This is a genomic window from Escherichia sp. MR (assembly GCF_005280595.1).
In the GTDB taxonomy this organism is placed as follows: Bacteria; Pseudomonadota; Gammaproteobacteria; order Enterobacterales; family Enterobacteriaceae; genus Escherichia; species Escherichia ruysiae.
The window spans coordinates 1-8947 of the sequence record NZ_SZVK01000084.1 but is presented as its reverse complement, the minus strand read 5'-3'; the positions used below and the strand labels follow the sequence as shown (position 1 = coordinate 8947).

The 8947-nt window shown below is 51.2% G+C and carries 8 protein-coding genes and 1 pseudogene; 4 read left to right on the top strand and 5 right to left on the bottom strand.

All coding sequences use genetic code 11. The annotated features are described in order from the left end of the window. Nucleotides 1-2: 2 nt before the first annotated feature. A complete protein-coding gene (locus tag FC814_RS23725; protein ID WP_003032489.1) occupies nt 3-59 on the top strand; it encodes an IS1 family transposase in 57 nt (18 codons plus the stop codon). Between the two features lie 32 nt (nt 60-91). Further along, nucleotides 92-639 (top strand): annotated as a pseudogene (locus FC814_RS23720) (hypothetical protein). Here FC814_RS23720 and kdgK read toward each other — a convergent pair. Next, entirely contained in the window at nt 611-1540 is a 930-nt protein-coding gene (gene kdgK, locus FC814_RS21420) for a 2-dehydro-3-deoxygluconokinase (RefSeq protein WP_137326442.1), read from the bottom strand. The pseudogene FC814_RS23720 and the gene kdgK overlap by 29 nt on opposite strands. A gap of 231 nt (nt 1541-1771) precedes the next feature. Here kdgK and pdeH point away from each other — a divergent pair, with 231 nt between their 5' ends. Continuing rightward, nucleotides 1772-2539, top strand: coding sequence for a cyclic-guanylate-specific phosphodiesterase (pdeH, locus tag FC814_RS21415; protein ID WP_000621120.1), 768 nt, complete (start codon nt 1772-1774; stop codon nt 2537-2539). 69 nt (nt 2540-2608) lie between these two features. After that, nucleotides 2609-4669, top strand: a complete 2061-nt coding sequence (locus FC814_RS21410; RefSeq protein ID WP_137326441.1) for an AsmA family protein — start codon at nt 2609-2611, stop codon at nt 4667-4669. Nucleotides 4670-4904: 235 nt separating this feature from the next. Here the strand turns inward: FC814_RS21410 and FC814_RS21405 are convergent, their stop codons facing one another. From FC814_RS21405 to FC814_RS23715, 4 genes are all read right to left on the bottom strand, one after another. After that, nucleotides 4905-6227 carry an MFS transporter gene (locus FC814_RS21405; RefSeq protein WP_001149026.1) on the bottom strand — a complete coding sequence of 441 codons (1323 nt, stop codon included), beginning with the start codon at nt 6225-6227 and terminating at the stop codon, nt 4905-4907. Nucleotides 6228-6620: 393 nt separating this feature from the next. Next, the gene (gene yhjD, locus FC814_RS21400; protein ID WP_000191243.1) at nt 6621-7634 is read right to left on the bottom strand and encodes an inner membrane protein YhjD; all 1014 of its coding nucleotides are present in this window, start codon (nt 7632-7634) and stop codon (nt 6621-6623) included. A gap of 48 nt (nt 7635-7682) precedes the next feature. Further along, nucleotides 7683-8582, bottom strand: a complete 900-nt coding sequence (locus tag FC814_RS21395) for a LysR family transcriptional regulator (protein WP_085461374.1) — start codon at nt 8580-8582, stop codon at nt 7683-7685. A gap of 304 nt (nt 8583-8886) precedes the next feature. Beyond that, a partial coding sequence (locus FC814_RS23715) for an IS1 family transposase (RefSeq protein ID WP_071528444.1) occupies nt 8887-8947 on the bottom strand: 61 nt, incomplete at its 5' end.

Genomic DNA, 8947 nt, shown 5'->3' with positions numbered 1-8947 from the left:
CGGTGGAGCTGCATGACAAAGTCATCGGGCATTATCTGAACATAAAACACTATCAATAAGTTGGAGTCATTACCCACTGTTCTTGCCGATTATGATTCTCTGTTGAACAGCTCTCTATTCCTGCAACAAAAATTTTCTTTTACTTTGGGATGTGAATAATATTTATGTCAGTACAAGAAATAATATCGATAAAGACAAGGTAAAATAGAATTCGGTATCAGTGTCAATACGATCAACCGAGAAACGGATGCCGAATTATTTGCTGACAGAGCGAAGTATACAGTTCTCTTCGACGGTAACCTGAAAAACAGGATGATAAACGAGTACGGCGAAAATGATTTTTTAATTACCTATGATGACCGCTGCTATTTATCATTTCGTCAATTTAAAACTAATCATCGTCATCAACATGATTATTATTTTGACTTATTTAACACTAATGGGAATGTCTTCGTCACGGTCGAAATTAAAGGTGAGAAACCGCTTAAATTTACGCGCAGTTTGAATGATATGCGTCAGCAGTTTATTTCAAATCATCAGCCCCGCTCGGTTCATCCCTGCAAGAAGATTAACGGAGAACGAATATCTACCCGTTCTCCGCCAAAAACCATTACGCTGGCATCGCCTCACGCGGGATAATCGCGCCGCGATACTGGATAACCGTACTTGCAGTCAAATGTCCACGTTTCGCTGCTTCTTCTGCACTTCCCCCGGTCAGGCGTACCGCCAGATAACCGGCGCTGAAAGAGTCACCCGCAGCGGTGGTGTCGATCACTTTTTCTTTCGGCAGTTTCACCGCCGGAACATCCACTAACCCTTCGCCAGCAATAGACACCAGGCAAGAATCCGCCCCGCGTTTCACCACCACTTCTTTCACGCCCGCGTTATGGGTGCGCGCAATGACGTCTTCCACCGGCTGTTGACCCCACAGCGCGTCTTCATCGTCCAGCGTCAGGAAGGCGATATCTGTGCATTCCAGCATTTGCTGGTACACCTGCTGCGTCTCTTCTTTGCTCGCCCACAGGCGCGGACGGTAGTTGTTGTCGAAAATGACCTTCCCGCCGTTGGCACGGCATTCGCGCAGCAGAGAAAGCAGCTTCTCGCGGCTGGTCGGGCTTAAGATCGCCAGGCTAATCCCGCTAAGGTAAAGGTAATCGAAATTCGCCAGCTCTTCACAAATTGCTGCTGACTGCTCGCTCTCCAGCCAGAATTTAGCTGCGGCTTCGTTACGCCAGTAGTAGAAAGTGCGTTCGCCAGTGCTATCGGTTTCAATGTAGTAAAGACCCGGCAGGCGGTTTTCCATCCGTTGGGTCAGGGACGTATCGACGTTCTCGCCGTGCCAGGCGTCCAGCATCTGCTGACTAAAACTGTCCGTCCCCAGCGCCGTTACGTAGTGAACGGTTAATGCCGCAGGATCGACCTGACGAGCGATGTAGACGGAAGTATTCAGGGTATCGCCGCCGAAACCGCGCTTAACGTTTGCGCCTTTCTCGGAAAGCTCAATCATGCATTCGCCAATCACGGCAATCTTTTTGGACATAGTCGTGAACCTGATCTGTAAAAAATTAGCGTTAGTTTGCGCTGTGGTGGTTTGCTGGTCAACTATATTAAAACGCTGTTCCATTATTTTTTTGAGCCAGAACGTATTCCTGGAAGATTCCGTCGTTGTGTGGGCAAATTAACTTCTCTCTGGCGGTAAAGTTCTGCCGTGGCGCGCCGATAATATTTGTCGAGTCCGGGCAGCATCACTTTTAAACACAGGACATCTTCGATGATAAGGCAGGTTATCCAGCGAATAAGCAACCCTGAAACAAGCATCGAGAGCTTGCAGGAACGGCGTTTTTGGTTGCAGTGTGAGCGCGTTTATACCTGGCAGCCGATTTACCAGACTTCCGGACGATTGATGGCCGTGGAGCTTTTAACCATTGTCACGCATCCTGATAATCCCTCGCAACGGCTGCCGCCAGATCGTTATTTTGCCGAAATCACCGTCAGGCATCGTATGGATGTGGTGAAAGAACAGATTGATTTACTGGCGAAAAAAGCTGCATTCTTCGTTGAGCACGGCCTGCTGGCATCGGTTAATATTGATGGACCTACGCTTCTTGCCCTACGTCAGCAGCCGGAAATTTTGCGTCAGATTGACCGTCTTCCCTGGCTGCGTTTCGAACTGGTGGAACACATCCGTCTACCGAAAGATTCAACGTTTGCCTCGATGTGCGAATTTGGCCCACTGTGGCTGGATGATTTTGGCACCGGGATGGCAAATTTCTCTGCGCTAAGTGAAGTGCGTTACGACTACATCAAAATCGCTCGCGAACTGTTTGTGATGTTGCGCCAGTCGCCCGAAGGTCGCACGCTCTTTTCCCAGCTTTTGCATTTGATGAACCGCTACTGCCGTGGGGTGATCGTCGAAGGTATCGAGACTGAGGAAGAGTGGGGCGATGTGCAAAATTCTCCCGCATTCGCCGCACAAGGCTGGTTTCTTTCACGTCCGGCACCAATCGAAACGCTGGACTCGGTGGCGTTGGCTCTGTAAGCCGCCTCATTTTCTGCCTGGCTGGACTATCTTTAGGACTGGCACAGGAAGAATGTGAGGAAGCGAACTATGAGCAAAGCAGGCAAAATAACCGCTGCGATTTCAGGGGCTTTCTTGTTGTTGATCGTCGTGGCGATCATTTTGATTGCAACGTTTGACTGGAACCGTCTCAAACCGACCATCAACCAGAAAGTCTCTGCGGAACTGAATCGCCCCTTCGCCATCCGTGGCGATCTGGGCGTGGTGTGGGAACGGCAAAAGCAGGAAACCGGCTGGCGTAGCTGGGTGCCGTGGCCTCATGTACACGCACAAGACATCATTCTCGGCAACCCGCCGGATATTCCCGAAGTGACGATGGTACATTTACCGCGCGTAGAAGCGACGCTGGCTCCGCTGGCGTTGCTGACTAAAACGGTCTGGCTGTCCTGGATCAAGCTGGAAAAGCCCGACGCGCGCCTGATTCGCCTCTCAGAAAAGAACAATAACTGGACGTTTAATCTCGCCAACGATGACAACAAAGACGCGAATGCAAAGCCGTCGGCGTGGTCGTTCCGTCTGGATAATATTCTCTTCGATCAAGGGCGGATCGCTATTGATGACAAAGTAAGCAAAGCAGATCTGGAAATTTTTGTCGATCCGTTAGGCAAGCCGTTGCCGTTCAGCGAAGTTACTGGATCGAAAGGTAAATCAGATAAAGAGAAGGTAGGCGATTACGTTTTTGGCCTGAAAGCGCAGGGGCGCTATAACGGCGAACCGCTCACGGGTACAGGAAAAATAGGCGGTATGCTGGCGCTGCGTGGCGAAGGAACACCTTTTCCGGTGCAGTCTGATTTTCGCTCCGGTAATACCCGTGTTGCTTTTGATGGCGTCGTGAATGACCCAATGAAAATGGGCGGCGTCGATTTACGGCTTAAATTTTCCGGCGATTCGCTGGGTGATCTCTATGAACTGACGGGCGTTCTGCTGCCCGATACCCCGCCGTTTGAAACGGATGGTCGGCTGGTAGCGAAAATCGACACTGAAAAATCGTCGGTCTTTGATTATCGCGGCTTTAACGGGCGCATTGGCGATAGCGATATCCACGGTTCTCTGGTCTACACCACCGGTAAGCCGCGACCAAAACTGGAAGGTGACGTTGAGTCACGGCAGTTGCGGCTGGCTGATTTGGGGCCATTGATTGGCGTTGATTCCGGGGAAGGGGTAGAAAAGTCGAAACGCTCTGAACAGAAGAAGGGCGAGAAAAACGTTCAGCCTGTGGGCAAAGTGCTGCCTTATGACCGCTTCGAAACCGATAAATGGGATGCGATGGATGCTGATGTTCGTTTCAAAGGGCGGCGCATAGAGCATGGCAGTAGCCTGCCGATTAGCGATCTTTCTACTCATATTATCCTCAAAAATGCTGACCTGCGCCTGCAACCGCTGAAATTTGGCATGGCGGGCGGCAGCATTGCGGCGAATATTCATCTGGAAGGCGATAAAAAGCCGATGCAGGGGCGGGCAGATATTCAGGCTCGTCGACTGAAACTGAAAGAACTGATGCCCGATGTGGAACTGATGCAGAAGACGCTGGGGGAAATGAACGGTGACGCGGAACTACGCGGTAGCGGTAACTCGGTGGCGGCGCTTTTAGGCAACAGTAACGGCAACCTGAAACTGTTGATGAATGACGGGCTGGTGAGCCGTAACCTGATGGAGATTGTTGGGCTGAATGTCGGCAACTACATTGTCGGTGCGATATTTGGTGACGATGAGGTGCGGGTGAACTGCGCGGCGGCGAATCTGAATATTGCCAACGGCGTGGCACGCCCGCAGATTTTTGCTTTCGATACTGAGAACGCGTTGATTAACGTTACCGGCACGGCAAGTTTTGCTTCGGAGCAACTGGATTTGACTATTGATCCGGAGAGTAAAGGGATTCGTATTATCACGCTGCGTTCGCCGCTGTATGTGCGTGGGACGTTTAAGAGTCCGCAGGCTGGTGTGAAGGCCGGGCCGTTGATTGCCCGTGGCGCTGTTGCGGCGGCACTGGCAACGTTGGTGACGCCTGCGGCGGCGTTACTGGCGCTGATCTCACCTTCAGAAGGGGAGGCTAATCAGTGTCGGACGATTTTGTCGCAGATGAAGAAGTGATGGGGTTGGATTAGATTTGCTGGTGAATTCGGGAGCAGCGTGTTCCCCTCACCCTAACCCTCTCCCCAAAGGGGCGAGGGGACTGTTTTGTGCGTGTTGAAATAACGAGTGCCGCTTTTCCGTTCACTTTCTGGGGGGGAGGGCTGTTATGTTCGCGATGTAACATCTCGCTCCGCTTTTCTCCCTCTCCCTTTCAGGGAGAGGGCTGGGGTGAGGGTGGCAGCCCGCACGATACTTACAACGACTGATGCCGCGTCTCATGCGTCAGCAGCAAGGCAATTAACGTCAAGCCAGCCATCGCCGCCAGATATAACCCCACTGCGCCTAACCCGTAGTTAGTCTGCAACCAGGCTGCGATATACGGCGCAACGGAAGCCCCAAGAATCGACGATACGTTGTAAGAGAACGATGCTCCGGTGTAACGCACTTCCGTCGGGAACAGTTCTGGCAACAGCGCGCCCATCGGCCCGAAAGTCAGCCCCATCAGACTTAACCCCAGCAGCAGGAAGGCAAAAACCAGAATCGGGTTGCCAGAACCGAGCAACGGGTTAAAGGCGAACAGCGCGAACAGGATGATCAGCGTCGTGATGATTACCATGCTTTTACGGCGACCAAAGGCATCAGCCAGTAATCCGGCGACTGGCACCATCACGCCAAAACCAATCACTGCCATCATCAGCATCCACAATACTTCGTTACGCGGCAGGCCAAGCCCAACTGGCGCGGCGGCGGTACTAAAGGTCATCGAGTAGACGGTCATGATGTAAAACAGCGTATAGGTTGCCAGCATAATGAACGTACCCAGTACGGTTACGCGAACATGTTTGGTCAGCAGCGTACCCAGCGGGATTTTCACCTGCTTTTTCGCTTTAGCGACTTTCTCAAACACCGGCGACTCATGCAGTGAAACGCGGACATACAGGCCGATAATCACCAGCACCGCCGAGAAGATAAACGGTACGCGCCAGCCCCAGCTCATAAACTGTTCGTCGGTCAGTAGCCAGGAAAGCAGCAAGAAAGTGCCGTTGGCAAAGAAGAAGCCAATCGGTGCGCCCAGTTGCGGGAAGGAGCCGTACAATGCACGTTTGCGCGGCGGGGCGTTTTCAGTTGCCAGCAGCGCCGCGCCGCCCCATTCACCGCCTAAACCCAGCCCCTGACCAAATCGAGCCAGCGCCAGCAGCAGCGGGGCGAAAATACCAATCGTGGCATAGCCCGGCAACAGACCAATCACCACTGTCGAAATTCCCATCGTTAGCAACGAGGCGACCAGCGTCGCTTTACGTCCAACGCGATCGCCAAAATGACCAAATACGGCAGAGCCGATGGGGCGCGCGACGAAGGCAATGGCGAAGGTGGCGAGCGACTGGAGCGTTGCTGCCGTAGGATCGCCCTGCGGGAAGAAGATATGCGGAAACACAATAACGGCCGCAGTGGCGTAAATATAAAAGTCGAAGAACTCAATGGCCGTGCCAATGAGAGAGGCGACAAGGACTTTATTACGCGAGTTTACCGGCGTGAATTCCTGGTTATTTTCGAGTGTTGTGGCTGTTGCTTGCATAATCTTTTCTTATTTTTTGGCTAACGAATAGCCATATTACGCACAGCAAAAGTGATATTTCAATGTGTAACAAATCGCGGGAATGGTCAAAAACCAGGCAAAAAGGGGATAATGTTTAGGCTAGTGATTTTTCTTCTATGAAATGCTTCACATAATTTTATAAATAGTGGATAAAACTGGTTTCAGGTTAAATAAAAGTTACCAACTGGATTTATATGCTGGGGTTATGAGTTGGTATGAAATTGTTTGCTCCCAAATAGATGGCTGAAGAGGCTCTGGGGAAGAGTTTCAAGAGGTTATGTGCGCATTATAGCCGGATGCGATGCTGGCGCATCTTATCCGGCCTACGGGGAGCCAGGCCGAATAAGGCGTTTACGCCGCATCCGGCATATTTTAAGGCTGCGTTTTCCCCGGCATTCGCGGGTCATCTTTGTACTCTGCGGTGGCAATCCACGCCGCACAAAACAGCGTCAGACGAGCAAAGAAGTAGAAAAACGCCATCAGCCCCAGCACAGAACCAAATGCTGCGCCAGACGGGGATTTCATCAACGACGGCAGGGTGTAGGTCATCACGATTTTAATCACTTCAAAACCAATCGCTGCGAGGAATGTCCCGCGAATCAGCGCCTTTCTACGCGGACGGTGGCGCGGCAGGCGCCAGAAGATCCAAAAGAAAAGCAGATAGTTGGCAAAGATAGAAATCGCCAGACCAATCAACCGCCACGTCGGTTTCAGCCACTCAATGCTATTAAGGTGCAGCGCGCTAATAATCATTTGTTGCGCAGAACCGGCAACCGAGGTGATCGAAAGCGTCACAATCAGCGCAATCAACAAACCAATCAGCGAAATAAAGTCACGCAGATATTTTACCCAGAACTTCTCCTGATCTTGCGGCGAACGTTCCCAGACATCGCGCGATTGGGCGCGAATTGCTTCACGTAAATTCCCCATCCAGTTGATGCCGGAGTATAGCGCCACGGCTAACCCGACAAGTCCTACGGTAGTACGCTGCTGAACGGCAGTGTTGATGGTGTTTTTCAACGTGGCGGCAAGCGTCGGATCGCTGATGTTTTGCAGAATCTTATCGAAGATATCCTGTAACAGCATCGGATGGGAGGCCAGCACAAAACCCCCTGCGGCAAACGACACCATCAAAATCGGGATCATCGACAAAAACGAGAAATAGGTGATAGCCGCACCAAACTGGTTACCCAGCCGATCGTTAAAGCGTTCTGTCGCGCGAATAAGGTGTGCGATGATCGGTTGGCGTTGGATTTTTTCGGCGGTGGTGGTGACGGTTTCCAGCGCCTGGCTAACTTTGCCGCCTTTATCGCTATTATCCAGATGCTTAATTGGCTCGTGCTCCAGATCCTGGGTGGGACGTTTAATCTCGTTTTCCTGCGTCATCCGCTCTTTAGTCCTTCTGTCGTTGTCTTTCTTAAAAAGTATAGTCGGTCAGTCCAGGTACTCTTTCATCACACCAGCCAGCCACTGCATAAACAGGTTTACACGGCGGGAAAGCTCCCGACGCTGTGGGTAAACCAGAGAAATGGAACGTGGTTCGGCGCGGTAGTTGGGTAACACTTCGATAAGCTGTCTGGCGCGTAGGGCTTCGCGTACGGTGACGCGGGGGATCTGAATAATCCCCAGTCCCGCCAGACCGGCGGCAAGATAGTTTTCTCTACTGTTTACCGTCAACATGCCGCCGGACTTAAACCACTGGACGCCATTAACACTGGCAACCTCAAAACCCAACGGATGCGCGCCCAGGTGTGGCGTGTAATGCACTACTGCGTGCGAAGTCAGGTCCTCGGGACTTTGCGGATAACCAAAGCGCGTCAGATAGTGCGGACTGGCGCAGTTGACCATCGTCAGTTTGCCGAGGGGACGGGTGATGAGTCCATCGTCGGGCAACGTTCCCGTGCGTACTACGCAATCAAAGCCATCATGAAGAATATCTACCGGACGGTCATTGCTGCTTAATTCCAGTTCAATTCCCGGATATTGATGGAGAAATTCGGGCAGACGCGGCAGTAGCAGGGTTTTTGCCATCCCGGATGGGATATCGATGCGCAATTTACCGCTGATGCTGGGGGCGCCCTGCTGAAATAAACCGTCCAGTTCGTTGAGATTACTCAACACATCTTTTGCCCGTTGGTAATAGGTCATGCCATCAGGTGTGAGTTTGACCCGTCGCGTGGTGCGCTGGAGAAGCTGGGTGCCAAGTTGATGTTCCAGTGCCTGTATCTGGCGCGAAACGCTTCCTTTTGGCAATGCAAAGAAATCCGCCGCGCGGGAAAAACTCTCCAGCTCCGCAACCTTGATGAACAACTGCATTGCGTGAATTTTATCCATTTCTTTTACCGATTGTTGTTCACAGCGAAACAGTAACGCGTATATCGCATTATTTATTGTTTTTCTAACATCTAATGCATGATTTCACAACGATGCAACGTTGAAAGTGAGGCGATTTTAGAGAATCAAAGGCGGATTCGCGTCTCGGCATAGAGAAATAACCAACACAAAGCCAAAATTTTGATTCGTTTTATAAAATGCGGACATACAACATTGTGTATTTGTGCGTAATCCAGTCACTTTCTTAAACTATGGATGCTATTAAAGCGTGCGCTGAATTGGCCTGGTTGGTAATGACTCTAACTTATTGATAGTGTTTTATGTTCAGATAATGCCCGATGACTTTGTCATGCAGCTCCACCGAT